This is a genomic window from Candidatus Bathyarchaeota archaeon, from assembly GCA_026014805.1.
Classification (GTDB): Archaea; Thermoproteota; Bathyarchaeia; order Bathyarchaeales; family SOJC01; genus JAGLZW01.
The window spans coordinates 1-23,626 of sequence record JAOZHR010000024.1 but is presented as its reverse complement, the minus strand read 5'-3'; the positions used below and the strand labels follow the sequence as shown (position 1 = coordinate 23,626).

Here is a 23,626-nt window from a genome sequence, read left to right as displayed (position 1 = left end):
TCGTATTTGAAGGTTGAAATCGAATGCCTTTCGTGCATAATTCACCGCGGCTATTTGGAGATTGCAGAAGCCACAAAAAATCCTGACTTGCAATTTAAAGCGGCGTCAGCACTTCTAGAATACATGGCAAAGGAGTTTAGACCAGACGCAGTTGCGGCCTTTCTTGGGACAACACGTGATCGAATGATCAAACAAATCTCAGGTAATCCAGATGTTTATGCAGCTAAGAAACGTGAGAGTAATCAGGTGGCTTTGGAACTGCTTCCTTCGCTTCGAGGCATGATTGAAAAAGAAAAATCATCAGAGGAAAGGTTTCGAAAGGCCTGTCTAGCTGCGATTGTGGGCAATATCATCGAATTTGACATTCCTGAACACGAAGTCGATTTTGATCAACTGGACCAATTGATTGCTGACGCTGAAAAGGAATTGGTAATTGATGACATATCAAAAATCTACGAAGAAGCTGCGAAGGCGAGCAACATTCTCTATCTAATAGACAATGCTGGGGAAATAGCTCTAGACAAGCTTCTAGTTAGCGAATTGAAGCAGCTGGGTGCAAAGGTTATAGTTGTAGTGAAGGGCGGTCCCATTTTGAACGATGCTACTTTAGAAGATGCTAAAGCTGTTGGCATGTATGAATTAGCAGATGCCACCATCACAACTGGGGCTGACGCTGTTGGATTGCCTTTGCCAGACGAGCGTTCAGGAGAGTTCATTAAGGCCTATGATGAAACTGACTTTGTGGTCGCTAAGGGTATGGGATTCGCTGAAACGCTCACGGAATTAAAATTGCGACAGCCTCATGCTTTCCTGTTAAGGACAAAGTGCAACCCAGTTGCTAGATACTATGGGGTTGCGCGAGGAAAAAACGTCGCCAAACTGGTAAAGCCCTAAGGATTAAATCAGAATGGAAAACAGTTTGCCAAAAATCGAATTGAGCAGTGGCTTTCTCTCTAACTTGGAAAGGGCAATCAGATTAGAATGGGTTGTGGCAAATGGTTTAGGCGGGTATGCTTCTTCCAGTGTTTTGGGAATCAACACGCGCAAGTACCATGGGCTCTTAGTTGCGTCTTTTAATCCTCCCGTTGATAGGAGAGTTGTGCTTTCAAAGCTCGACGAAGAACTTCTTGTTGACGGCGAAGCCTTTCCCTTAGGTGCCAACGAATTCAGACACGGCATACATCCACAAGGTTACAAATATCTCAAAAACTTCTTGCTGCTTCTATTCCCCACTTTCACTTATAATATGAACAAATTGAAGCTTCGCAAGACAATTTTTATGCCTTACCAAAAGAACGCCATAGTTGTTTTTTACGAAGTTTTCTCTCCGCTCAAGGAAAAAGTAGCCTTACAGATTTTTCCCTTCATCAATTCGAGACACTTCCACTCAGTTACCGATAAAAACAACCTTGGATGGAGCTTCGTTCAGAAACCATCTGCACAAAAAACAATACTTCAGATAGCCAAACCTCAATCCACACTGGTTATGTCTACGAACTTGGGACAGTACATCTCCAAAGGAGACAAATGGGTTGAAGACATATTCTTTAGGACAGACAGTTCCCAAGGAACCAGTTGTTTTGATGATTGTTACATACCTGGACGATTTGAAATTCCCGTAAGATCTGGTGAAAAAACAGAATTTTACATTATTGCTGTGGCGAGTGAAGACGGAGAAGACGCTGAAAATGTTCATTCATCCCTCTGTAGAGGATTGAAAAGTCTCAACAGCTCTTACCAAAAAGAGGTCGACAGATCAGTTTCTCTCTTAACAAGATTCTACGACCAACATCCAAGAGCGACTCAGCAAGACTGGTTAAAATGGCTCATTCTAGCCGCTGACTCTTTCATTGCAAACCGTTCATCCACAAAAACAAAAACTGTTATTGCGGGCTACCATTGGTTTGAAGATTGGGGGCGCGACTCGCTTATTTCTCTGCCAGGTTTAACTCTCGTCACTGGACGTTTTGAAGACGCAAGAGAAATTCTTCTAACTTTCAAGCATTACTGCAGTAATGGTGTTGTTCCAAACCGTTTTCCAGACAAGGCTGGAGAAAAACCAGTTTACAACACTGTTGATGCGACTTTGTGGTATTTCAATGCCGTTCTTCAATACCTAAAATACACAGGTGACATCACCTTCGTCCAGCAAAAACTTTGGACAATGTTGCAGTCTGTAATTAGCCATCACATACAAGGAACAATAAACGACATACACTTAGACATTGATGGTTTGCTCATGCATGGACCGCAGCTAACGTGGATGGATGCCATGACAAACAACAACCCAGTTACCCCTCGAGATGGAAAAGCAGTTGAAATTCAAGCATTATGGTATAACGCGTTAAAAGTAATGGAGCTTCTCGCAAGCCGTTTCAAGCACCGCGACTTGGTTGAAAAATATCGAGACATCGCGGAAAGAGCTGAGAAGAGCTTTAATGAAAAATTTTGGAATGCTCAGAAGCACTGTCTCTTCGACGTCATAAACGATGAATTTGAGGATGCGTCACTTAGGCCAAATCAAATATTCGCTGTTTCTCTCGACTTTTCTATGCTTGATAAAACAAAGCAAGCAGCAGTAGTCTCTACTGTACACGAAAAACTTTGGGCAACTTATGGGCTGAAAACCCTGTCCGAGGACGACCCGAAATATCGCGGAAGATATTCTGGAAACTGGGCTGAGCGAGACTATGCTTATCACAACGGTACAGTATGGCCTTGGTTGATTGGACCGTTCGTCACAGCGTTCATGGAAGTCAAAAACTTTGATGCAGAGTGGCGAAACTTTGCTTTTGAAAGCTTTCTTCAACCTTTTTTTAAGAAGCAGATGTTGTATGCTGGACTTGGAACGTTAAGTGAAATCTTCGATGGTGAACCACCACATTATCCTAGAGGTTGCATATCTCAAGCATGGAGCGTGGCTGAACCTTTAAGAGCTTATGTTGAGGATGTGTTGCTCGACGCACCGAACTTTGAAAGAAATGTTCTAGAAAAATTTTCTAGTAGTGAAACTAAATAAATGGGAGATATTACTATGGAACGACCAAAAAATTCCAGTAGGTCGGAACAACTTTGACTGACATCTGTCTCATGTTCGAGGTCCACCAGCCACTGCGGCTAAACCCCAATTTCCACCAAGACCTACTGGCAAGACCCCCAGAATCCAAGAAAGACCTCTTCGAACTCTACTTCGATAATGCTCTTAACAAACACATTTTCGACCGTGCAGCTAGGAAATGCTATTTCCCAGCAAATAACATAATCCTCAACGAGATTGAAAAATTCAAACGAGAAAAGAAGCAGTTCAAGGTTTCCTATGGAATTTCAGGAGTCTTTATCGAGCAGTGTAAAAGCTGGAATCCAAGTCTCCTCGAATCGTTTAAGCAGTTGGCGCAAACCGGATGCGTAGAGTTTCTAGACGAAACATACTATCATTCTCTCGCCAGCCTATTCGGCATCAACCGATCTGAATTTATCGAACAGGTAAAGATGCATCGACAACTAATGAAAGACCTGTTTGATTATGAACCAAAAGTATTTGAAAACACCGAATGCCTCTACAACAATGCCATCGCTAAAACTGTCGCGGATATGGGCTACAAGGCAATAATAACAGAAGGTGTTGAACGAATCCTTGATTGGCGAAGCCCAAACTACGTATATAAGGCAAAGGGTTCTTCTATTCCTGTTCTGGTTCGCAACTACCGTCTCTCAGATGACATTGGCTTCCGTTTCTCTTCAACGTGGTGGAACGAATGGCCTTTGACAGCTCAGAGATACGCGAGCTGGATAGCGGCCATAGAAGGACAAACGGTTGTTATCTTTATCGATTATGAGACTTTTGGGGAGCACCATTGGCCCGAGACTGGAATCCATGAATTTCTCAGATGGCTGCCGGGTGAAGTCCTTAAGTGGGAACATTTGTATTGGCGAACTCCTTCCGAGGTTGTACGTCTCCATCAGCCGGTTGGAGAAATAGATGTGCACGAGTATGATACTATTTCGTGGGCTGATCTTGAACGTGATCCAAGCGCTTGGATTAGCAATTCGATGCAGAGGGTTTCTTACGAATTCTTGAAGGGTTTGGAACCTTTTGTGAAGGGTTTAGGAGATAAGTTTTGGCTGAGATTTTGGCGGTATTTCCAGATGAGCGATCACTTGTATTATATGAGCGTGAAGGGTGGAGGACCTGGCGACGTACATTGCTACTTTAATCCTTCGGGAAACCCGATCGATGCTTTCGTTTCGTTTTCTAATGTGATCTCCGATTTTGAGGCTAGGATTTTGCAGGAGCTTCAGAAACCTGAGCTTGCGGCCAAGTGGATTCTGCGGCGACTGCCCACCGATAAGGGCTTCACATTCTTCTACGAGTTTGCACGACCAACTAATGTGACAACCCATGATATGTTCGAGTTTGCTAGGGCCCTCAATATGGTCACTATTCAGTCGCTCAAATACCATACAGAAAGGGGCGACTTCGAGAGGTGGTTGAGTCAAGTTTTAGGCGACAAAAAGCTTGCGGAAAAAATATCGTCCATAACAAGTGAGGAATTAGTTGGTAAAACACTTCGCAAAAGACTTGTAGCAGTTGTTGAAGCTAGAGTGAAGCAACTTGAATCATTAGCAGCGAATGGCAAAGTGTGATTTATGAAAATATGTTTGTTGTCTTGGGAGTTTCCACCTCGAATTGTCGGGGGGGTTGCCCGTCACGTTTTTGGGTTGGCAAAGGCGTTGACGAAAGATGGAAACGATGTAGGCGTTGTTACGTTGGATTTTCCGGGAACACCAGACTATGAAGAGGTTGAGGGTTTCAAGGTTTACCGTTCTAAAACCGAAGTTGGGCATCCAAACTTCCTTACGTGGACTTTTTTATTCAACCATTTCTTGGAGAAACGCTTAGCCGCGGCAAACAGAGACATTGATTTTGATCTGATCCACATCCACGATTGGCTTGTGGCGCCTGCGGGTATTGGTTTCAAACATTTTTTGAACAAGCCTTTGGTTTGTACGATGCATAGCACTGAGCATGGGCGGTCAAGTTTGCATGATCCTGGTTCTTATACGATTGATGGAATGGAGTGGTGGGCATGTTATGAACCAGCTCGTGTAATTGTGACAAGCAATTCTATGAAGGGTGAGGTTTGTGGTCATTTTCATGTGCCTGGAGAGAAGGTGGATGTTATTCCGAACGCGATTGAAGTTGAAAAGTATGATGTTGGTGTTGACCAGTGGGCTGTTAGGAGACGTTTTGGAGTTGGAGATAATGAGAAAATGGTGCTTTATGTTGGGCGTTTGGTGCCACAGAAAGGGGTTGAATTTTTGATTAGAGCTGTGCCGCGTATTAGCTGGCGTTTTCCTGAGGCGAAGTTTATTGTTGTTGGTGAAGGATGGATGAAGGGGCATTTAGAGTGGTTAGCCGATCAGTCTGGGCAACGGTGGCGGATCAACTTCACTGGGTTTATTTCTGATAATGATTTAATTGCTTTGACTAAGGGCGCAGATGTGATGGTTGTGCCTTCGGTCTATGAGCCGTTTGGGATTGTTGCGTTGGAGGGTATGGCGGCGGGGGTGCCTGTGGTGGCTAGTCAGGTGGGTGGCTTGGCAGAGGTGGTGGAACATGATAGAACGGGCGTTCATGTGTATCCTCGTAGTCTTGATTCGATTGCATGGGGGGTTGAGCGCGTTTTGTCTGATAAAGGCTATAGGGATTGGTTGGTCAAAAATGCGTATGAGACCGTCAAGAGCAGGTTTAGTTGGAAGGCTGTTGCGAAGCAAACTGTTGATGTTTATAAGAGAGTTTTAGGAGAGAGATAAGTTATGAGTGGGTATCCTCCTGTTTCGCCTCGTCCAGAGTTGCCTGAAGAGTTCAGGTTTTTATGCATGTTGCATAATGTGGGCGCCATTAACGCTGAAAGGTCACTTGCGGTAGGGGAGATTGCGAAGTGGACAGATAAGGAGCTTTCCACTATTCTGGAGCATTTACGAAAGCTTAAGGAGCTTGGGTATGTGCATTTTGTTAAGAAGGATGGGGCTGACAAGTATCATGTTTCTGTGATGGGTATACGAAAAGTGTTGACCTTGTACAGTTAATAAAAATCGTTCGTCCATCTTAGGCTAGGCCTTCTGTTATGTGCTCCCATTAGCTCAAGTGTGAAGGTGCTGTAGATGGAGGAGAAAAATTGTTTTGATGTCGAGTGAGATTTATGACATTTTGTTTTGGAGATGATTCACTCTTTATGGAACTTTGTGGTTGTCGCTACTTCGATTGTCTCTTTCAATATAGAAATAAAAATGGGTCTTTATGGTGTGTTATGGCGTTTTCTTGTGGATCATTGTTTCTAGTTCTTTGGCTCGTGTTTCGATGAACTCAGCGACTTTTTCTTGGCTGAAACTCGTAAGCTTTGCGTAGTGCATTCCAGTTGATTCTTCGGGCATAGATAGAATGTTGATTGCATAGTCGTTTGTGTTTGGCATCCATTGGCGTAGAGACTTTTGATATGCGGGTCTGGCTGATTCTAGCAAGTGCTTGAATTTTGTGGGCTTCTCTTTAGATATGTCAACTGAGGCTTTTCTGCATTCTTTAGCTGTCATGTTCAACACGGTGTCTCTTTTTGTGTCGCCTACAATGGCTTCGTGGGGTTCAACCACGAATTCTTTCACACGGTCAGAAAGCCAGTGATACCTTCGCGCCGTTCTGTCCTCCGCGCTCATTCCCTGCTGAACAACAGCCCATTTTCCCTCTTCTGATAGGAAGAAGGCGTGATGGTATAGGGGATAGCCAGCTTGAATGGCTGTGTTGTCTACTTTTGCGCTCATTTAGCTCGAGTAAACCAGTCGGTCAACATCGGATTTCGAGAAACCAAACTTCTCGCCCGCCAAACGGATTTCGTTAGGTGCTTTCCGTGACACCTTCCCTTTTCCTCCGCAAACAGCAACCCCGTGCTTCTCTGTTTTAACTGCGTTTTTCAACACGCCCGTCAAGACTGTCGTCACTCCAGAAGAATGCCAATCATAGCCCAAAACGCAGCCCAATGCTTGAAACCAAAACGGGTCTGAAATGCGCTGTAAGAACTAGTCTTGACCATATTCGTCAATGATTATTGTGACAATTGCATCTGCCAGCTTAATCATCCGTGCAACAAGCCATCTTGGTGCTCTGCCATAATGAAGCGGAAGCCTTGCCACGCCAGTTCTCTTCAACACATCCACCCTAATACACTAATAATAGACGTATTATGCCTTGAAATCCTTTTTTCAAGCCGGTCTACCGCTTCAACAGTCGCCCTTCGCGGTCAATTTCCAAGCGGCGAATTCTAGTTGTGGAAATAGGGTCACAGTTTTCTGCCAATACCATGTTTATAACAATAACATCTAAGGGTGGAAGATTGGCAGCCTTACGCTTTCCGTTTATTTCGCAGGCTCCTTGCCTAGTTTCTTGGCTTACAACTAGTGCCTCTATTCGCCTGCTGGTTGATGCAGGCCCATGTAGATCGTACAGAGGCACGATTTCTGCGCGTTCAAACCAATCATGTTTTCTCAGAAACCCTCTTAGCTCCTCCAGTCTCACAGCGAAAGGCGCGATTTCATGAGGTTTTTTCATTTTTTCCACGAAGTCGTCTGTACATAAACCTATCAGAACCTTTTCACCGGCTTCAAAGGCTTTTCTAAGTAAAACTCGATGACCTTTATGAAACTCGTCGAAAGTTCCACCAACAGCCACAATCTTGAAGCGTTTGCTCAACGTTTTCATCTCAGTAGACGCATAGCCTGAAAGTCAATCCTTACTGTGTGATGTGCGTGCATTTGCGTTCGCTTATGGGAGCATAAATGCATACATTCGCCCTGCTTATAAGCCTATTTTAGCTGACTTTTCCTTTTAGCATGTCCAGAATCTTCTTCGCAACAAAACACTTCGAACTTAACGGCACATGAACAACGTTTTTTTTCTTGTCTATTATGAAAACTTCGTTGGTGTCGGTTCTGAAGCCCACGCCTTTTCTTGAAACATCGTTTGCCACGACCAAATCTGCATTGGCTCGCTTTAACCGTTTATAAGCGCTTTCGATTAGTTTTTTGTCAGAAACTCTGTATCCAGCTCGAAAAACCACAAGAAAGGTTTTTGGGCTTATCTTTTTTATTTTGTCGACGATTTTGGAGGTAGGCTTCAGCTTCAAAGTAAGCGAAGAAACCTTCCATGTGGAAACCTTACCTTTATACGGCTTTGCCAAAGTCCAGTCCGAAACCGCTGCAGCCGCGACTGCAATGTCGTAATTTACGTTTCTTAGCTCTTCTAAAACCGTGCGTCGCATTTCCTCAGTTGTTTCTACGTTCAAAACCTTCGCTTTGAAAGGCAGAATAGCCGTGCCCAAGCCATAAACGAGGGTGACTTCCGCGCCTCTTTTCTGGGCTTCTTTAGCTATGGCTGCACCCATTTTACCCGAACTCTTGTTTGTAATAACCCTCACGTTGTCGATGTATTCGATTGTTGGTCCCGCAGTGACTAGGAAACGTTTTCCACGAAAGTCTTGTTCAGCCACGAGTTTGCGGATGATGGCTTCAACTATTTCTCCTGTGTCCGCAATTTTCGCTTTTCCTTCCTCGATTTTGGGTCCGACGAATTGTATGCCTAGGGCCTTAAGTTTTTGGATATTCTCTTCAAGTATGGGATGCTTATACATTGATTGGTGCATGGCTGGAACTATCATTATAGGCGTTTCAGAACCCATGGCTGTGGAAGCCACGGAAGTGACGGTTGTGTCATCTATTCCAACGGCTATCTTACTTATGGTGTTAGCTGTGGCAGGTGCAATGAGCACCAAGTCCGCTTTTTCAGGACGTTCGCCAACCAAAGCCACATGCTCAATTTTTCCGGTTAGCTCGGTGACTACGTGGTTTCCAGTTGCCCACTCCATTAGGTAAGGGTGGATGATTTTCTGAGCGGTTTGGGACATCACGGGGTAGACCTTGGCTCCTCGACGCATGAGTTCTCTAGCAATTTCTGGGCTTCGAACCGCGGCTACACTTCCGGTAACGCATAGAACTACCCGTTTTTCCCCCAGTTCTTCACTTTTGGTTCCGATTATGTCTTTTGATGGATGCTGTTTCAAACTTTTACACTTCTAACCGTTTAACTTTTTGACTGTTATTCTTAAATCTTTTAGGAAACTTTCCAAGTGTTCCTCTCGTGTATGTGGCATGACTACGATTCTTATATGCCGTGGAAAGAGCGAAACCGCCCACCCTCGTTTTAGCAGTTTTCCAGCTATTTGCTTAACGTCAAAAACATCAGATTTTATGCCCACAACGTTCGTAGTAGGCTCTATCATAATGTCTAACTCGTGGATTTGCCTAATTTCTTCAGCGAGTTTCCATGTTAAACACATGCAACGCTTAACGATTTTCCTGTAGCCTTCCCTTCCCAAATGCTGGAGCAACGTCCAAACCGCTATTACAGAAGCCCCGGAACGCGTGCCTACAAAAGTTGCTTGCTCGGTTTCGCCTCCAGCCAAGTATGGAACCTTCCACGTTATCGCCTCTTTCAAATCCGAATTCTTGAAAAGAATTCCGCCAGCTGGAATAGGAGCCAAACCCATCTTGTGCGGGTCTATGGTGATAGAACAGACGCCGGACAGTTGGAAGTCAAATTCGGGCGCTTTGTATCCCAACTCCCCCAAGAATGGGATGACGAATCCTCCGAAGGCTGCGTCCACGTGTAGAAATAAGCCGTTTTCTCGGGCTATTTCTGAAAGCTCTTCAATGGGGTCTACTATGCCTAGGCTCGTGGTTCCGGCTATGCCCACTACTGCCACTGTCTTAGCGTTTACCGCCCGCCTAACGGTTTCCGCGTCCACTTGAAAACGACTGTTCAACCCCACTCTAACTATTTCGAAGCCTAGTAGACTCGCAGCTTTGTCAAAGGAGCAATGTGCCGAGACAGGCACGATAATTTCACCGCCGTTTTTCGTTTTTGAATTTTTGAAGGCCCAGAGGGCGAGTATATTGGCTTCAGTTCCTCCAGTGACAATGTTTCCGGCAGCGTCTGGATTTGACAGAAGCGAGCCTAACATTTGGATGGCTTCCCTTTCCAGTTGAGCAGTAGCTGGGAAAAGCCCAGGGTCACCTAGATTTTTCTCTAAGAACTTGGTGTATGCTTGCTGGGCCAGAGCGTGAGGCGAAGTGCACATAGACCCTAGAATCTTGCCAGATCCAAACGCGAAATCTCTGCCGAGCTTAGCCTCTATCTCTTTCAGAACAGTTTCGGCTGGCAATCCCTTCTCTCTCATTTATGCTCCGCTCCCTTAATGGTAGGTATGTTCCTCATCTGGATAGGCGCCTGAACGCACCTCTTCCGTAAACCTTTCTACAGCGTCTTTAATGATTTTGTTCAAATTTGTGTATTTTTTCAAGTACTTAGGTGCAAAACTTTCATCGAGTCCCAGCATATCGTTTATGACTAAAACCTGGCCGTCACAGAATTTTCCAGCACCAATGCCAATCGTTGGCGCCTTAACGTTTTCTGTAATCTTCTTCGCCAAACTTTCTGGGATGCATTCTAAAACTATGGAAAAGACGCCGTATTTGTCGATTTCAAAAGTGTCCTGAAATATCCGCTCAGCTTTCTCTGGAGTTTTACCTCGCATCCTATAGGCTTCTGCTGTTTGAGGTAAAAGTCCCGCATGTCCCATAACTGGAATGCCCGCGTCTAGTAACGCCTTGATTATTTCTGGCTTGTTTCCCTCTATTTTTACGCCGTTGGCTCCAGCTTCCAAAAATCGCCTGGCGTTTTCTAGCGCCATTTCCACAGTGTCATAGCTATGTATGGGCATGTCTCCGATAATAGGTGTGTTTTGAGCTCCTCGTGCCACTGCTCTTGTGTGGTAAACCATATCTTCCATCGTGATGCTTTTTGTGTCTTTGCAGCCTTGGAAAACCATTCCGAGGCTGTCGCCTACGAGGATTAGATCTAAGAGAGCCTCATCGAGGATTTTCGCCATTTGATAATCGTAAGCCGTCAACATCACGATTTTGTCTTTTCCTTTCTTTTGCTTAATCTTGTCTTCGAGCTCCAACTGGTTTTTCCTCCAAGAATTTTGTTAGACAAGTCAATGTCTGGTTTACAGGCGTCGGAATCATGTGTTTATGTCCGAGTTCTGCTATCTTGCCGTTTAGGAAGTCGATTTCTGTCTTTTTCTTCTTCATTACGTCTTGACACATAGAAGAAAGGTTGGTGTAGCTCAGAATCCTGCGGTCAAGCTCATCTAGGTCTATTTTGAGATCTATTCCTTCTGCTTTTCCTATGGCGAGGCATTCTTGCACGATTTCGTGTCTAACCCATTTGAGCGTGTCAGACGCTATTTTATGGTTTCGAATGTGGAAAAGCGCTGTTAGGGGGTTAATGACGCTGTTTAAAACGAGTTTATTCCAGACTTCGTTTGTGATGTTTCTTGAAATACGTGTTTCCAAGCCGCAATCGTTGAAAAGGGCGGCTATTTCTTGAGCTGTTTTGCTTTTCGCTATGACTGTTTCATTTTTCCAGACCCGGATTTTTCCGGGTTCTAGGAATTCGGCAGCCATCATCGTTAAGCCCCGCAAAACTTCAACTTCGTCGCCAACTAGTTCTTTGACGATTTCTTCGTTTCCTAAGCCATTCTGCAAAACAAGTATGACTGTGTCTTTCCTTAACATTCTTTTTATCTGGCTTACAGCTCGAACAGAATCATGAGCCTTGGTTGTCAAGAGAATGAGCGTGTTGGATGGAATTTCGGTGATTCTTATATCTGCTTTTAAACGGAAATTTTGATCTATATCACCCGTGAACTTCAAGCCTTGAGCGTGTATGGCTTCTACGTGTGTTTGGCTTCCAATCAAAGTAACGTCTTTCTTCCTTGACAGTAATGCGCCGTAAATGCTTCCAATGGCTCCAGCACCCAAAACAAAAATCTTGTCAGCGTCCATACTTTTCCACTTTTTCCAAGTCGAGGAATTTTCCTTTAGCAGCTAGTTCGCTCAGTCTTTCCCTGATTAGACCTATGTATTTGCTAAGGTTTTCCGTGTTGTTGAACCCTTGCAGAATTTCTTCAAGTTTTTCTCTGTTTTCTTTTTGAAGTTTTTTTGCTGTTTCCACAAGCAATGGCATAGCTCTTATGACGTTGTCTACAATAGTGATTGAGGCTTTTTTTGCTGTTCTGGAAAGCGGGTTCAAATCGATGGCTATAACTTTCTTTCCCATTTTGACAAGAGCTTCGGTCCGGTCTCCGTCTTCGAGAGGAACTAGAACCACATCGGCCACGAGCATCCCCCGCGGGTCTACACGACGCCTTTCGCTTCCTATTTCCGGAATACGCGCTGAAGCTTTCTCGCCCACGCCTAAAACTAACTTCGCCCCAGCTTTTTCTAAAAGGTTTTTGATTGCTTCTTCTCTTTCGGCTGTTCGGTAGAAGAGATTTACCTCTATTTTTGCTTTGACAATTCCGACTAACGTTACTACTTCTTTTGCTGTTAACGTAGCTGTGTTTCCGTTCACGGAGATAACCGGGTTCTCCGCCGTCAATAACAGGGCGGCTGCAGCTCTTATAGCCTTAGATGCTGGCGGAACGGTTTTTTCGCCCAAAAGGTAGTCGAAGGCTTCCCCTCTGCCGTGAGCTATGAGCCCGGCATGTGCTACGACGCCCGTTTCGAACCCTTCTATGAGCTTTTCACGTATCCGCAACGATTCAGCACGAGGATGCCTCTCTGAAATCTTAATTTTCATAATAGTCTCGCTCCTCCAAAGTCGATTTCGCTGACGAGGATTTTATCTGCAGAGCCATGTCTCCGAAAGATTTCGAGAAGCGTTTCCAAATCGTCTTTTTTGGCTATAGAAAAGGCCCCTTCACCGAACATGGGCATACTGCAAACAATTCCTGAAGCATCTGTTTCGTTTAAAACCCGACGAACCCTTTCTGTGATTAGCCCCGTATGTTCTGCAAACCTTTTAGAGAACCTCAAAAAATTCTTCAAGTTTGGCTCTTCCATGAGACTTTCTAAAAGTTTTCCGCCCCACTCGTTGATGCGTTGGCGAAGCTTCGTATCGGTCAAAGCTTTTCTGGTTGATAGACTTCCGAAGCTTAGGCAAACGACCTTATAGTCGTCGCTTATTGGAATGTGCTGAACCTTTCCGATTCCGGATGCTCCTGGCTCTGTGCGTATTTCTAATCCGCCGCAAGTTTCGGCTATGACCGTGCCCAGCCCTGTTTTGCACAGAATTTCTGCTGTGTGCGCCGTTTGAGCGGCTTCTATGCTAGTTAAGCCCAAATTTAAAGCTCTGTTGAGTGTTAGAGCGAGACTTAAAGCTGCAGCTCCGCTTGAGCCGAAACCCGCGCCGATCGGCACATGAACGGCATGTTCAACTGTCACCGCGATTTTTTCTTTGAGTTTGGATAGGAAATCTTTTGCTACGGTTTCGGAAACGTTTGCGGAAACCGTTTTACGCCCATTTATCCATATTTCCAGATTGTTTTCCGGAGCGTTTTTTAGGGTTACTTTGGTTTTTACTCCATGTTTCATTAAGACTCCTGCGCCTTTCGAACCTTTGTATAGCGGGTCGGCTGATTCATCGCATATCTGGAACAAGCCCGTAATATGTGCTGGAGCAAAGGCTTCCGCAGTTTTCATGTTTCCAAACCTTTCGAGTGATATATGAAGAGTGTGTCGAAAATAAGAATTACGTATGATTTGTTTATACGTGTTTAAAGACGTTCTAATCTCAGTAAGCACAAAGTTTAAGGGCTATTTAGGTGTTGTCTTTCAGTATTCGGCTAATTAGAGGTTACATGTTTGAGTAATGAAGCAACGACACCGTTGGAAGAGAAAAGAGTAAAAATCCTCATCAAAATGAGAGGCTACAAACTTCTGAAAAAGAAAGAATATAAAAATGCCATTGGATTCTTCGTAAAAACACCAGAGGGCAAAAATATGATTTATTGTATTCCATCTCAACGCACTGTAGGAGTTCAGTTCATAAAAGACTTAGTGAAGACAATGGAAGAGGAAAAACTGGAAAGAGCAATAGTAGTCACAGGTGGACGTTATACACAGGCCGCTAGAAAAACTGCACAGAAAAACGGGGTAGAGCTAATTCCGCGAATTTTCCCAATTTTCAATCTTTTTGACCATGAGCTTGTGCCAAAACACGAAATTCTGCCACCAGACGAACGCGAGAAACTGCTGGCCCAATATCATGTTCAACCTTATCAACTACCAATAATAAAGACTTCTGACCCAGCAGTAATAACCATAGGCGCAAAAACAGGCGACATCGTTAAAATCTTTCGGGACAGCGCCACAGCAGGAAAATATGTTTCCTACCGATATGTAGTAGAAGACTAAATATCAAGCATTTCTCCAGAGAATTTCCTAGGAACCTTTCCCAACCGAAACCTATATCAGATAATACATTGCACTATCGCCCAGCCATAGGAACATTCGGAGGCTTCACGTGACCATAAAAGCTGTCGTCTTTGACTTGGATGGAACTCTTGCTGAATTCAACCTTGACTACAAAACCGTAAGAGCTGAAGTAATGCAATTTTTGACAAACGAAGGTTTGCCAGCCTCTATATTTTCTATAAATGAAAGCATCTTCGAAATGCTAAAAAAAGCCAAAGTTTACATGAGAAACAACGGTAGAAAAGAACGGGAATTCTCTACTATTCAAAAACATGTTCTTTCCATGGCAGGCAAACATGAGATTAAAGCTGCTCGTGAGACCTCGCTTCTGCCAGGTGTATTTGAAATATTAAAAACGTTGAAGAAGATGAACTTGAAGCTAGCTATTTTCACAATTAACAGCGAAAAATCAACAGACTATATCCTCGACAACTTTTGCCTTAGGCAATTCTTCGATGCTACGATCACAAGAGAAATCGTTTCAAATGTAAAACCCCACCCGTCTCACCTCGCTGCTGCCCTGAAAGCTCTGAATATGAATGCTAATGAAACGATTGTGGTGGGTGACAGCGTCGTAGACATGAGAAGCGCTAAAGCATTGAATGCCACCGCTGTTGGTATAGCAAAAGAAAGTGACGCGATTAGAAAATTAAACCACGCAGGCGCTGTGCACACAATTGAGTCAATAACCGATTTGCCCATTCTGATAACTAAGCTAAACAAAAACGAAGGCTGACGATTATTTTCAGTGGCTAAAAAAATGAAAGTCAATTACTCAGCAATGGCTATTTTACTCTAGATAAAGGGTTTCTCGTCTATTCTAAGTATCAAAGGGAAACTTATGAAGCAGCATTGAAGCCTTTGCTTGTGCTATGTGAAGGAGAAAAAGTTCTTGCAGATACCGGAATCGGAGAACTCCCTCCGCAATATAGAAGATTCCACACGGTTAAGAGAAGTCGAGACCAAAGTTTGCAAATGCAGCTGCAAAATTTCAGATTAAAGCCGGAAGATATAACAGTTGTTATCAATACTCATTTGCACTTTGACCATTGCGGTAACAATAAACTGTTTAAAAACGCGCGTTTTTATGTTCAAGCTGATGAGATACGATATGCCTATGCTCCAGACCGTTTTCAGAACGCCGCCTATCTTCGAGAATTTTTTGATGTTGATGTAAATTATGAATTGGTTAAAGGAAAATACCGAGTAACCGACAGTGTGACAATTATGCCAACATCAGGGCACTCAATCGGTCATCAATCGGCAATAATCCAGTACGGCGCTGACAAGTTTGTTTATTGCGGCGATGCCGCACCTCTTAGAGAAAACTTGGAAAAACGAAACATCCCAGGCGTACTTTACCGTGCAGACCAAGCTTTGAAGTCAATTGACAAACTTCGCGCTGTCAAAGATGCCGTATACATTTTTTCACATGGCAAAGAACGGCAGAGCCTAAAATAGAGGAATGTTTGCCTGAACGTGTTTGAACAGTAGATTCGCATAGTCATAAAGGCATGAACAGGGCTTTTACTTCGAGAATTCCCCGCATTCCTCTAATTCGACCAACTAAGTCCAAGATTCTCTGATAATTTCCTTCAGCGATGAAAATTTCCAAGCAATATTTCTCTTCAATGTGCCTGTGAACGTTCTCAACAACCACATCATCGTACTCATGTCTTACCTCAGAAACGTGCCTGTCCACATCTTTTCTTGCATAGTCACATATGATCATAATGGTTGTTGCAACTCGGCCCTTCTCGAGCCGAGCGATTTCTGCTTCAGCGATTAGACTCCTAATAGCGTCTCTGAAAGCCTCAGAACGGCTATAATATCCTCTGGCTTTGGTAAACTCATCAAACTTTCTAAGAAGCTCTCCAGGAAGAGTTATACTAACAACAGTCATTGGACACCACTTTATATTAACATAATCAGAACCTAATACTATCCTACTAATATTCCTATCCGTTTTTTTAACACTATGTTAATATGATTCTTCTAGGTTGAACATGTTAAGGAAGGCAGAGGTTGAAAATGGTCTCTAGAATCAAAGAAGGAGACTTTGAGGACAAAAAAGACAGGCGAATTTGGATTCCAATGGCTATCGCTTTGGCATTTACAATGGCGTCTGCTGCTTTACTTGATTTTTTCGTCCAAGGTGTTCCTCTGGGTTTCGTGATACCTCTGCTGAACGAACAAGCTACAGTATCAACAATCATCTACTACACCACAATTGTCGTTGCAGCCAGCTACATCGGAGTTTTGGGCTTTGAAGAACTGATTTTTGAGAGAAGATTTTCAGTGGAGTTTCTGATGGCGACCGCTGCCTTCGGTGCCATGTACTTGGCTTTCCTCTTTGAAGCTGTTACCGTCTTGTTTCTGTACTCTTTAGCGGAGTATTTTGAGGGGTACATTCAAGACAGAGCCAGAAGAACCGTTGAAAAGCTTTCGGAATTTATGCCTGACAAGGCGCGGATAATAACTGATGACGGCAAAGAGGAAAATGTAGATGTGACGGCTGTTTTGCCAGGGACAACCGTTCTTATTAGGCCTGGGGAGAGAATTGTTCTTGACGGAGTTATAACAGATGGTGTTTCTTACGTTGATCAGTCTTTGGTGACTGGTGAATCGGCTTTTGTTTTGAAGAAGTTTGGCGACAATGCTTATGCTGGTACTTTGAACACAAGTGGTGTTCTAAAAATTTCTGTTAGCAAAAAAGCTGGAGATACACTGGTCTCGAGGATAGTGAAACTTGTTATACAATCTAGAAAAAGAAAGGCATCTATCGAAAAACTTGTTGATAGATTCGCCAAATTCTACGTTCCAATCGTTATTTCTCTTGCCCTATTCACGGCTTTCTTCATGCCTAGTATTCTTTCTGGGTCCTTTGAAATTTGGCTATACCGTGCCTTGATACTTCTTGTGATCTCGTGTCCCAGCGCCTTCATCATATCTGTTCCAGCAACGATGTTTACTGCTGTTACGCTTGCTGCGAGAAGAGGAGTTGTCATTAAGGGTGGAGTCTACGTAGAAAAAATGGATAAAATAGGGGCTGTTTTATTTGATAAAACCGGCACGTTGACTCTTGGCAAACCGGTTGTCCATTGTATTAAAGGCGTCTCTGAATTGGATGAAAAGGCTTTGATGTACGCAGCAGCACTAGAGCAGTTCTCTAATCATCCTCTTGCTCAAGCCGTCACAAAAAGCGCAGCAGATAGCAATCTTAACTTCAGAGAGCTTGATGTAAAGAATGTGAAGGAGATCCCAGGTAAAGGCATAATGGGATACGTAGATGGCACTCGAGTAATAGTGGGAAGCACGGATTTGCTGAAACAATATGGCAGTGATTGTGAGTCCATTAGTGAAGCCTATGAGAACGAGAAGCATTCTGCAGTCTGTGTCTCTTTAGACGAAACAGCAACTTCCTTAATATGTATAATTGACGATGTCCGTGAAGACGCTGTTCGAGCTGTAAAGGCTCTAAAAGAAGCAGGATTACATATAGCGATATTAACTGGAGACAAGGCTGAGATAGCTCAAGAAACCGCTGAACGTATAGGAATTGCTGAAGTTTACGCTAAGCTATTTCCAGAAGACAAGTTGAAAATTATAGCCAAGACAAGAGAAAAACATGGTCTAGTAGCAATGGTGGGAGATGGTGTCAATGATGCACCCGCGTTGGCAGCCTCAGATGTAGGCATTGCTATGGGCGGAGGAAAAGTAGATGTCGCCTTGGAGTCAGCGGACATAATCTTAGTCAAAGACGAACTAGCTCAAATTCCCACATTACACAAGCTAAGCAAAATGACAGTAAGAATCGCCAAACAAAACATAGCGGTCTCCCTTGGAGTAAAACTAGTTCTCGGCGCACTTGGACTAATGGGATTCACTCCTCTCTGGTTCACAGTAGCCCTAGGAGACGACGGCCTAACCATGCTAACACTCTTGAATACACTTCGTCTCACAAAACTAAGGTTCTAAAATGTGTTCTTTAACCATAGTGTTCTTTGCTTCTGAATCTATTAATCTCCAAGCACTATCGTTATCACTCCTGAAGATTTCATAATCCATACAACCATGTCTGAAGTAGACCTTCTTTGCTCTTCTCTTTATGTCAAGAAACTGTCTGACCTTGTTCTTGAGAACATTATAAAAATAAGTTACGATGAACATAATCTCATGATTTTCAGTTAGATGAATTACAGCTTTAATTGATTTCTCTGGAGTTTTTTTCCACAAATCATAAAAACTGAAGCAGAAGACGTAATTAACGAACAATAGATTGACAATTTGTGTGGTGATAGGAATTGCTTGAGGGTAAGGTTGTGAATTTGAGGGTTATAGAGACGGAAGACCTGCATGCATGGCTAAAGAAGGTTGAGAAGGTCAAGGTTTCAGAAGAGTAGAGTGGGAATGGCTTTGCCACGGAAAGTAAGGGGTTCGTTTTGGCCTGCTGTTCGTGAGCAGATTTGGCGTAAGGCCGAAGAGCTTTATATGTGGGAGCATCCTGAAGCTTGCCTTCGTGGGTTACGTCCAGAACGATCTGAGCTGAGAGAGGCTGGCTATTTTGAGCGAGCTAAAAGGATTGTTTTGCGTGAGCTTTAGTTACGCGCACTCGTTTCTGCTAAAAGAGGTAAACCTTAACATGGTTCAACTAGGCCAACTGGGTCAAGGTAGCAGCCAAACTCCAGAACTCTAGGCTACTGAGAATATCCTTTCACACTTTCTGCCACTGGAAAACAACAATAGAATGCCATAAAACCAAAGACATATTATTTGTGCAGAAAAAGCTTGACATCGTAGCATTGAAAACACCATCATCTACACACAGCTAATTAACTTTGAAAGCGACGAGTGGCACGTAGCGCACGCGGAAACCTTAGATGAAGAGGACAAACTTATCCAAGCTGGTTTTGAATTTGTACGCTTTGACGACAGAGGAAACGTTGCAATCTACCGAAAGAGAAAGTGAAAGAGCCTAGGTTTTAAAAATCATGTCAAGGGTTTAAAGTAGTATCTTGGCCATTGTGGCCACTCCTCGGATACTGGTTCTTTCTCAAAGCCAACGCGTAAATCCATGCCCACTTTAATCTTATCTAAGGCTATACTTTTTATCATTCCTGGCAGTTGCGCATCATCTTCTAGTTTAACTATCCCAACTGCGTAGGGCGTTGATTGCTGGAATTCTTTGGGCGCGATATGAATCACGGTGTAGGTTCGCAGTTTTCCTTGTTTTTGGAGTTCTTTCCATTTCAAGTCTTTGGAGAAGCATTTTGGGCACATTGGCTTTGGAGGTACCAGCAGTGCTCCACATTTGTTGCATTTGGCGCCCATAAGTTTTCCTTCCTTCACAAATTTGTAGAAGCTTTCGATGGTGAAAAGTTCTGGTTTCTCTGTCATTTTTAACCCCTCCTGTAAATGTTTACAACGCCTGTTGCGCCTAAGCCTCCAACGTTGTGGGTTAAACCTATCTCAGCGCCCTTAACTTGTCTTTTTCCTGCCTGTCCAGTTAATTGTAAATATATCTCATACGCTTGAGCTGCGCCGGTTGCCCCTACGGGATGTCCTTTTGATTTCAATCCACCGCTTGTGCATACGGCTACTTTACCACCGATTTGACTATGTCCTTCCTCTATGAAGGGGCCGCCTTCTCCTGGTTTACAGAAGCCGAGGTCTTCATAAGCCACAATTTCTGCGATTGTAAAGCAGTCATGTACTTCTGCAACATCTATGTCAGAAGGAGCGACGCCAGCCATCTTGTAGGCTTCTTCTCCTGCAAGCTTGCCAACTCTCAGAGTTGTAAATTCTTTCCTTTCGTACAGTCCAATAGTGTCGCTCGCTTGTCCTGAGCCAATTATGTGGACAGGTGCGTCCGTGAATTTTTTGGCAAGTTCTGGCTTGGTTAGAATTAGACAGCTCGCACCGTCAGTTATTAACGAGCAATCATAAAGCTTAAGGGGCCACGCAATAACACGCGAAGACATAGCTTTCTCCAACGTTATCTCTTTTTGCATGTGGGCTTTTGGGTTCATAGCGCCGTGATGGTGATTCTTCACTGCCACTAGAGCCATTTGCTCTTCGGTTGTACCATACTTGTGCATGTGAGATGTAGCTACCATGGCGAAGAGTCCGGGGAAGGTTAAGCCATTCCACTGTTCAAAGGGGAAATCACATGCCATGGCTAGGTATTCTGTGACGTCTGCGGTGGCTCTGTGGGTCATTTTCTCAACGCCTCCAACCATCACAACATCTGCGAGACCTGAGAGAACCGCAAAGATTCCGCAACGTATGGCCACGCCTGAAGAGCCGCATGCTCCTTCGGTTCTTACTGCTTGCATGGGTAGTAATCCTACCCAGTCTATGACAGTTGGTGCTGTGTGACCTTGGTGTTCAAAAGATTCGCCCATCATGCCTATGAACGCTGCTTTGATGTCTTTTTTGGGGTCTAGGTTAGGGCATCTCTCGAACGCTTCGCTTGCGGCTTCGACGAAAAGTTCTCTGCCGTATAGTCCTTTTCGCTTTCCAAATTTTGAAAGACCAGCAGAAACTATGGAAACTAATGGTTTTCCAGTCAATGAGTTTCCTCCAAATAGGTGAAATATGGATTTTCGGGAGAGCAGAGAGTATAGTTTAAACGAATATATAACCTGTGTTTTTGTCTGTTTAAGCTATACTCTTATTTGCGTTTTCGGAAGATCTAAACGTCTTCCATGGTTGTGAAGTATTCAAAGCCAGCTTCTGCAAGTTCACATGCTTCTCTTACGGTTTTGCCAGTTCTGGCATGGTATTCGTCAGATTCGAAGGTGACTAGCTGAATGTAGACCAGGGTGTTGTTGATGTTCTTGTGTCCTAGCAGCTGTTTGACGGAGTATGTCTTTGGTTTTGTGGTATTCTGTTGTTACTTTCCAATGTCTGAACGTGTGGAACGTTAGGCGTAGTATTCTGGGGTTCTGCAGTTTGTCAGCGATTCTTTTGCGTTGCGTCTGAAGTTGATGCCAATGGCGTTTTTCCATTTGATTCCGAAGATTTTGCGTGACCTTGGAGGCAGCTTGCTAAGCCTTGCCATTAAGGTGCTACTTAGTTTAAACCGGCGTGGGGTTCCTCTTTTCTGTGGATGATTCAATGCGCGCGCGCCATTCTACTTTGCCATGATCCAGTGCAATGAAATTCCCCTTAAGCTTTTGGTTATAATCAATACTCACCAAATCGAAAAGCAACGCGTTCTTGATGTTAAATTCAGAAGAAAGTCTCCTGCAACGCTTATGCAAAGCGGCTAGGACAAACTCAAGATTTGCTGCAAGTAGACATTAGGTGGAGCGATTCTCTTATTATGCAACCGATTGTCTGTTGGAGAAACATGAAGTGGGCGTTCTTAACGAAACCTAGATCCCTGTTACTAGTACAATAAAGAACTCTAACTAGTTTGCGTGGGCGAATCGAGGATGGCAAGAAAATCACGTAGTTTTCTTTTGAGTTGTTTTTCGTTTCCGCCTTTTAGGATTGTTATGCCGTATACTTTGCCTAGAGAAAGGAGCTCTTCACGGTCGGACAGGTCGATTAAGAGGCACTCTGTGGGGTTTATGTCCATCTTCTTTCCAAGGAGGGAGACGGCGTCGTTTTTGTCTCCGGTGAGGGATACGTCGGCGACCAAGAGAACGTCTTGTTTTTTCGCTACGATGTCGAAGGGATGCTGTACTCCGGATGTCCCTGTTATCTGACTGTGAAATTGGATGTCATACCCTTTTTCGCGGAGGATTTCTTCTACGCTTTCGTAGAGTGGTAGGTCTTTCGAGAATTTGTTTACTGTTTCTTCAGCTATCTTGTATGCGTATATTTTGATATATTTTGCTTCTCGATGTGTGAAGTTTCTTTTGCATTGTTGACAGAAGTGGATGACTTCTGGTGTGTCGAAGCGGTGTCCGCATTTTTCGCATTGGTAGCAGTTTCCTATCCTGCGGTATTGTAGGGCGTCATCTACGAGTTCGGTTTGGCATTCTGGACAGATTAGAGATGAAGCTTTAGTGAATTTGTCTTTTGAGCCCATGTATCCGCATTTCATGTGTTCAAGGAGTTCTGTGTACTCTACGTTGATGGAATTGCATTTTGGACAGGCGTATTTTGAGAAGACCTCTGGTGAACCACAGTCTGGACACGTTAGGACTCGGTCTACGAATTGGGCTACGAGAGCTCCTTTTCTCTCCAAGTTTTTGAGTATGCCTTTAACCTGAGCTGGATCCTCAGTCTGCAAGGTTTCTTCAGCCTCGATATAGTGGACTCCCACATCGCTTAGACGCGGTTTGAGCTCCAAGACTCCTCGTTTAATCAGCTTGCCTAATAGTTCCTGCTCGTGGTTTTCGTTTTGAACATTTTTTTGCATCGTTTTTTGTGTTTGTTCCATTTTCAAGTCTCCCTAAAAGCTTGGTGTGTTGAAGAAGGCAAGTGTGGCGATGATGAGGATGACTGAGTGACGTAGACCAGCAGAGAGGGTTCTGTCTCCGATTTTCCCTGCTATAAGACCACCGAAGATTGATTCGACGATTGAGGCCCAGAAGAGGATTGAAGTATAATAGTTGATGTCGAGAATTCCTTCTAGCAGTCCAGATTCCTTCACTGCTGCGGTGGCTGCGCTGGTTGATGTTTCGTATAGTGGAGCTAGAAATTGGTGCAATACGACGTAGGCGATTATCATGAATATGATTGCAGACATGTAGATTGTCATGGTGTAGGGTTTCATGTTGCTGTATTGCTCTTCCTTGTACTCGTCGAGGCTTGAGAAGAGGTCGACGCTTGCATCGAGGACCTCGATCATTTTGCCTCCTGTCTGATGTGCCTCAATGAGTATGGTGGAAAATCTTATGGCGATTGGGCGTCCAAGGCGTTGAGCAAGCGACATGAGGGAATCTTCCCAGCTTGTTCCTAAGATGAACCTGGAAATGGCGTGTTCAAGTTCTTTTGAGAGAGGTCCATAGTCTCTTTGGGAGGCTTCCTCAAGGGCTCTTGGAAGCGTTACCCCTGATCGGATTGCCTCAGTGACGTCTCGAAGAAGCCTTGGAATGTTTCTGTCTACTTCTCTGCCCCATCTATAGTTGTTAAATTCAACTATGGCTGGAAACGTGAACGCAATGAGTAGGCCGAAGGTCATGGTGTTGTTCACTTTCTGGCTTAGCGGGATTAGATAGGGTTCTTGAGGTGTGTAGAGTCC

At 44.0% G+C, this 23,626-nt stretch carries 23 protein-coding genes and 2 pseudogenes; 10 read left to right on the top strand and 15 right to left on the bottom strand.

Annotated features, from left to right (window positions below):
* Positions 1-6 precede the first annotated feature (6 nt).
* Genes NWE91_05715 through NWE91_05695 form a run of 5 tightly spaced genes read left to right on the top strand, consistent with a single transcriptional unit; the run spans position 7 to position 6,090 of the window.
* Entirely contained in the window at positions 7-894 is an 888-nt protein-coding gene (locus tag NWE91_05715) for an ARMT1-like domain-containing protein (protein MCW3985887.1), read from the top strand.
* Positions 895-919: 25 nt separating this feature from the next.
* Entirely contained in the window at positions 920-3,019 is a 2,100-nt protein-coding gene (locus NWE91_05710) for a glycogen debranching enzyme N-terminal domain-containing protein (GenBank protein MCW3985886.1), read from the top strand.
* 53 nt (positions 3,020-3,072) lie between these two features.
* Positions 3,073-4,644: a DUF5752 family protein gene (locus NWE91_05705; GenBank protein MCW3985885.1), complete on the top strand. Its 1,572-nt coding sequence runs from the start codon at positions 3,073-3,075 to the stop codon at positions 4,642-4,644.
* A 3-nt stretch (positions 4,645-4,647) separates the two neighbouring features.
* A complete protein-coding gene (locus tag NWE91_05700; protein ID MCW3985884.1) occupies positions 4,648-5,814 on the top strand; it encodes a glycosyltransferase family 4 protein in 1,167 nt (388 codons plus the stop codon).
* Between the two features lie 3 nt (positions 5,815-5,817).
* Positions 5,818-6,090, top strand: coding sequence for a transcriptional regulator (locus NWE91_05695; protein ID MCW3985883.1), 273 nt, complete (start codon positions 5,818-5,820; stop codon positions 6,088-6,090).
* A gap of 219 nt (positions 6,091-6,309) precedes the next feature.
* On the opposite strand, the pseudogene NWE91_05690 reads toward NWE91_05695, so the two are convergent.
* From NWE91_05690 to NWE91_05655, 8 genes and pseudogenes are all read right to left on the bottom strand, one after another.
* A pseudogene (locus NWE91_05690) lies at positions 6,310-7,185 on the bottom strand (DUF763 domain-containing protein).
* Positions 7,186-7,264: 79 nt separating this feature from the next.
* A complete protein-coding gene (locus NWE91_05685) occupies positions 7,265-7,741 on the bottom strand; it encodes a pantetheine-phosphate adenylyltransferase (GenBank protein ID MCW3985882.1) in 477 nt (158 codons plus the stop codon).
* 118 nt (positions 7,742-7,859) lie between these two features.
* On the bottom strand, positions 7,860-9,107 hold the full coding sequence (gene coaBC, locus NWE91_05680) for a bifunctional phosphopantothenoylcysteine decarboxylase/phosphopantothenate--cysteine ligase CoaBC (protein MCW3985881.1): 1,248 nt from the start codon (positions 9,105-9,107) through the stop codon (positions 7,860-7,862).
* A 12-nt stretch (positions 9,108-9,119) separates the two neighbouring features.
* Positions 9,120-10,283, bottom strand: coding sequence for a tyrosine decarboxylase MfnA (gene mfnA / locus NWE91_05675; protein MCW3985880.1), 1,164 nt, complete (start codon positions 10,281-10,283; stop codon positions 9,120-9,122).
* Positions 10,284-10,298: 15 nt separating this feature from the next.
* The gene (panB, locus tag NWE91_05670) at positions 10,299-11,069 is read right to left on the bottom strand and encodes a 3-methyl-2-oxobutanoate hydroxymethyltransferase (protein MCW3985879.1); all 771 of its coding nucleotides are present in this window, start codon (positions 11,067-11,069) and stop codon (positions 10,299-10,301) included.
* Positions 11,047-11,955: a 2-dehydropantoate 2-reductase gene (locus NWE91_05665; protein ID MCW3985878.1), complete on the bottom strand. Its 909-nt coding sequence runs from the start codon at positions 11,953-11,955 to the stop codon at positions 11,047-11,049. Before NWE91_05665 ends, panB begins: the two co-directional genes overlap by 23 nt.
* Entirely contained in the window at positions 11,945-12,751 is an 807-nt protein-coding gene (locus tag NWE91_05660; protein ID MCW3985877.1) for a 4-phosphopantoate--beta-alanine ligase, read from the bottom strand. The genes NWE91_05665 and NWE91_05660 overlap by 11 nt, the downstream gene beginning before the upstream one ends.
* Positions 12,748-13,653: a pantoate kinase gene (locus NWE91_05655; protein MCW3985876.1), complete on the bottom strand. Its 906-nt coding sequence runs from the start codon at positions 13,651-13,653 to the stop codon at positions 12,748-12,750. The genes NWE91_05660 and NWE91_05655 overlap by 4 nt, the downstream gene beginning before the upstream one ends.
* Positions 13,654-13,839: 186 nt before the next feature.
* Between NWE91_05655 and NWE91_05650 the strand changes: the two are divergent.
* The 4 genes and pseudogenes from NWE91_05650 (at position 13,840) to NWE91_05635 (ending at position 15,888) form a co-directional block, all read left to right on the top strand.
* Positions 13,840-14,109, top strand: a pseudogene (locus tag NWE91_05650) (restriction endonuclease).
* Between the two features lie 15 nt (positions 14,110-14,124).
* Positions 14,125-14,367, top strand: a complete 243-nt coding sequence (locus tag NWE91_05645) for a DNA-directed RNA polymerase subunit H (protein MCW3985875.1) — start codon at positions 14,125-14,127, stop codon at positions 14,365-14,367.
* A gap of 109 nt (positions 14,368-14,476) precedes the next feature.
* Positions 14,477-15,163, top strand: a complete 687-nt coding sequence (locus NWE91_05640; GenBank protein ID MCW3985874.1) for an HAD family hydrolase — start codon at positions 14,477-14,479, stop codon at positions 15,161-15,163.
* A 116-nt stretch (positions 15,164-15,279) separates the two neighbouring features.
* Positions 15,280-15,888 (top strand): N-acyl homoserine lactonase family protein, encoded by a 609-nt coding sequence (locus tag NWE91_05635; protein ID MCW3985873.1) that lies wholly within the window; start codon positions 15,280-15,282, stop codon positions 15,886-15,888.
* Between the two features lie 43 nt (positions 15,889-15,931).
* On the opposite strand, the gene NWE91_05630 is transcribed toward NWE91_05635, so the two are convergent.
* Positions 15,932-16,330, bottom strand: a complete 399-nt coding sequence (locus NWE91_05630; GenBank protein MCW3985872.1) for a CopG family ribbon-helix-helix protein — start codon at positions 16,328-16,330, stop codon at positions 15,932-15,934.
* Positions 16,331-16,458: 128 nt separating this feature from the next.
* Between NWE91_05630 and NWE91_05625 the strand changes: the two genes are divergently transcribed.
* Positions 16,459-18,405 carry a cation-translocating P-type ATPase gene (locus NWE91_05625; protein ID MCW3985871.1) on the top strand — a complete coding sequence of 649 codons (1,947 nt, stop codon included), beginning with the start codon at positions 16,459-16,461 and terminating at the stop codon, positions 18,403-18,405.
* Here the strand turns inward: NWE91_05625 and NWE91_05620 are convergent.
* The 6 genes from NWE91_05620 to NWE91_05595 all read right to left on the bottom strand — a co-directional run.
* Entirely contained in the window at positions 18,394-18,663 is a 270-nt protein-coding gene (locus tag NWE91_05620; protein MCW3985870.1) for a hypothetical protein, read from the bottom strand. The two genes, NWE91_05625 and NWE91_05620, sit on opposite strands and share 12 nt — an antisense overlap.
* Before the next feature lie 753 nt (positions 18,664-19,416).
* Positions 19,417-19,824, bottom strand: coding sequence for a Zn-ribbon domain-containing OB-fold protein (locus NWE91_05615; GenBank protein MCW3985869.1), 408 nt, complete (start codon positions 19,822-19,824; stop codon positions 19,417-19,419).
* A gap of 2 nt (positions 19,825-19,826) precedes the next feature.
* On the bottom strand, positions 19,827-20,999 hold the full coding sequence (locus tag NWE91_05610; protein MCW3985868.1) for a thiolase domain-containing protein: 1,173 nt from the start codon (positions 20,997-20,999) through the stop codon (positions 19,827-19,829).
* A 353-nt stretch (positions 21,000-21,352) separates the two neighbouring features.
* A complete protein-coding gene (locus tag NWE91_05605) occupies positions 21,353-21,547 on the bottom strand; it encodes a hypothetical protein (protein MCW3985867.1) in 195 nt (64 codons plus the stop codon).
* A 291-nt stretch (positions 21,548-21,838) separates the two neighbouring features.
* Positions 21,839-22,822: a hypothetical protein gene (locus NWE91_05600; GenBank protein MCW3985866.1), complete on the bottom strand. Its 984-nt coding sequence runs from the start codon at positions 22,820-22,822 to the stop codon at positions 21,839-21,841.
* Between the two features lie 12 nt (positions 22,823-22,834).
* Positions 22,835-23,626 (bottom strand): type II secretion system F family protein (locus NWE91_05595; protein MCW3985865.1); only part of this gene is annotated, 792 nt, incomplete at its 5' end.